Source organism: Xanthovirga aplysinae, from assembly GCF_009711365.1.
GTDB classification, from domain to species: domain Bacteria; phylum Bacteroidota; class Bacteroidia; order Cytophagales; family Cyclobacteriaceae; genus Xanthovirga; species Xanthovirga aplysinae.
This window is the reverse complement of record NZ_SMMB01000713.1, coordinates 1-3443: the sequence shown is the minus strand read 5'-3', so window position 1 is coordinate 3443 and position 3443 is coordinate 1. Positions and strand designations below refer to the sequence as shown.

Genomic DNA, 3443 nt, shown 5'->3' with positions numbered 1-3443 from the left:
CCCTGTTTTCCGTACCGGACTCAAAAGGACATTTGGACTGGCCCGCAAAGGTTCTGAACATAGGTGTACCGTATTTAGGGTCCTTTTTCCATGTTACAGAGAAGTGGTCATATATTTCATCGTCCAGTAACTTGATACTATAGCCCTTTACTTTACCGTCGGTGTAGGCATCGCTGAATTTATGCTCTACGGAAAGTTTCACAGAGGTTTTCAATTGGGCAAGGAAACCAAAGGCAGCGATATCTGATTTGGATTCATAACCCGTACCTATGGTCGTGGAGTTGTTGTAGGTATTTTGGTCCGATTTCGAGGTGTTCACATCAAGGCCAACAGTAACTTTCCCCCCGAAAGAGAATTGGTCACTACCAGAGATACTGAAATCATTCGGGTCTGAAACGTCTTCGTATCCGGAGAAGAAAGCATCAGTAAAGGTTGGTGCACTATCGATATTCCTAATTCTTTCTGAATTTTCTGTTAGTATGCTCATCCACTTGTTATACTCTGTTTCTGCCTCGGCAATTTCTTCTGAAGAAGAGTTAGGGTCGTTTTTGATGATATCTAGTTGATTTTGTAATACACCTTTGATACCTGTGGCAGTATAGTAAAAAGGAGTAGTATAGTCAAACTTCACGATTTCCCTATTAAGTTTCAATTCAGGTACACATTGTGCATTCACTTCAACCTTCCTACCTGTACCAATCGTCATAATTTGACCACGGCCAATAAACACATCCGCATCTTCCCCAACAATATCTTGTGCTCCATTTGTGGTAACCGAACTTGTAATAGTAGAATTGTGCTCAGTTACCCATTCACCACCTTCCGTATGCTTCACATTTGCTGAAATTGTCACCTCTATCCTCGATTTTAAAAGTTGATTGATCACACCGCCGACGAAACCACCTATAAGTACGGAGTTATTGAATTCATTTCCGAAAGCCACTCCAAAGTTAGCGTCTGCACCCCCAGTCAAGGAATGGCTGGTTTTATGACTAATAGAGGTACCTTCATTCAGGGTAATAGTACTGTTATCCCCAGGAGGGTCGTGCAATACAGTCATGATATCCGGGTTGACAATGGTAAAGTTAGGACTTGACATTTCACTACCCGTGACAAAGGCATTTAAATTGGCACTATATTGTTCTACGATGCCCCCTGTACGTGTTAGGGTCACAGTGAACTTTCGGGGAGTGGTTGGGTCGCTGTAATTTGGGGTACCTGCTGTGAAACGCATCCTTGTGGTTCCTTCTGAGGTAATCTCTCCAGTATAGCTAGCGTTAGCTCCTAAATCCCCACTGGCAGTGTATTCAATGTTATCAATCATACACTGGTCATTGCCATACATTTCAAATGATTGTAGCTCCAGTTCATAAGAAACACCACTTTCTAATTCATAAATTCCATTAGTACAGGACAGGGGTGCCAACAAGGAATCATAAGCCCCGGAACTGGAGGCAGCGTATACCTTCATTGCTCCTTCCAAAGGATTTTTCCATTCGAAATCATAAACATAATTTGCAGAGTCTATCTTGATTGTATTGAAGTTCTCAAGTTCTCTTCCATTCTCCTGATTTATTAATTTTACTTTATAAGAACCTGGAACCAAACCGTCAATGTGGAACACTGTGTTATCATTATTAAAATTAGTAGCGATAATATCTTTTTTGAAGGTGTACCCTTTTGGCAAATCTGTTCTTTCAACCGTTCCTTCCCATGCTCCTGCACCGTAACCACAAGGAGTTTGGATGTGGCCTGTAAGACCATAACGGTTTGTAATTTCAAAATCCAAATTGGTTTTAGGAGAAAGTACAGTAGTGCTATAAGATTCATCCTCCACATTTGCTCCCAGTGATTCATCTACATTGGTAGGCAGGTAGTTTGTTTGGTAATCTTTTTGATAGTTATGAGATGTAAACTGGGTTTTCTTTGCTCCATGTAATGTCATTACACGTTCATGAGCATTAGGACCACGGCTAATCGCCCTGTAGGTGGAATCTTGTCCAGCAAAACTGTATGACAATTGTAAATACTGCTCGTCTTTGTTAATAATACGCCCAGCCTCAATATCAGCAATCTCATCGATGCCATAAGCTTCATTTCGGTATTCTAATTGATCTAAGTAACCAGTAAATGCTGTTGTTTCAGCGTTAGCCTCTGCTTGTATTCCTAATAAAAGTTTAGTGCCAGGAATAGATGTAGCAGCATTCTCTACCACCTGCTCACTGTTTCCAGCTTTTAAAGTTACTTGGCTGCCATCATAGGTAAGTGCGAAAAATACCCAATCGGTTGTATTTAAGGCGCCTTCTATTTTGATCAGTTGACTATTCCCAGTCAAATCTTGTACCACAAGGTTTTGGTTGCTGTTTAGTACCAAAGCAAGGCCATCCCCAATATTTAGGATGGTTTGGTCGGTATTGCTTGCATCTGATTTTTTTATCCATCCTGTCCAGGTTCCTATACCTTCATTCGCATTAGGAATATTAGCTACCGCGGCATAAGATTCGTTTCCATCAAAATGTAGAGATTGGGCACCTGTACTATAAAAACGTATTTCGGGGTTGCTTACCTTAAATTCTTTATCCCCCAAGGCAGCATATAAGAGGTAATTACCATTGAGATCACTTAAAAATTGGGCCTCAGTTTGTGGTACCCCATCAATCATCATGGTAATTCCTTCAGGGGCTGGAATTCTTGGGTTTGATTCACTAGGCTCATGATAGTAGAACATTCCGGATATTGGCATCTGTGAAATATCAATCATATCATGTACTTTTTGATACTTTCCATTATCATCCGCTTGATATGTCAGATTGATTGCATGAGTTGCCGGATCAAATCTGTGGAATAAGTCAGGGTACCCAGGAATTGCCTTAAAAGGCACCACATCGAAAGTGTTTCCTGTGTTTTGTTTATGGTCAATGGCATGGATAGTATAGTCACCATTTTCATTCGTCAGGCTTTTGTACGCTAAGCTAATCTGTTGGCCTTCGCTTACCACCCAGTTCAAAGTACCGTCGGTTTCACCCGTGTAGCTATCGCCTCTGTTGCTGGCCGTCATATTGAATACTTTTTTATCGTCCTGCATGTCAAAGCGGTAGTTGAACAATAGCTTGTCTTCGTCTCCTGCCACATAGGCATTGTTGTACCATGGCAAATTCGCTTTTGCTTCCTCCAGGTTCCAGTCCCACACCCTCAGTTCATCCAGCCAGTATTCGCTTCCTGTGACATAGTTTAGCTCAAAGAGGTATACGTTGCCTGCCGGTGCAGCCGACAAATTGGTAGGAGCAGGATTATTAAATTCCTCTCCGATTTGAGCATCAACATAAATGGTTCCCGTATTGGCAAAGACAATGGCATAATGATGCCAGTCGTTGTCTGGAATAGTGGTCTCCACGAGCATGCTTCCAGCCTTATGCACTTGCATTTTGTTGCCTACCGTTTTA

General features: G+C 41.7%; 1 protein-coding gene. It reads right to left on the bottom strand.

Translation table 11 applies throughout. The annotated features are described in order from the left end of the window. The coding region (locus tag E1171_RS04510; RefSeq protein ID WP_187696260.1) for a LamG-like jellyroll fold domain-containing protein at nt 1-3443 on the bottom strand (3443 nt) is incomplete at both ends.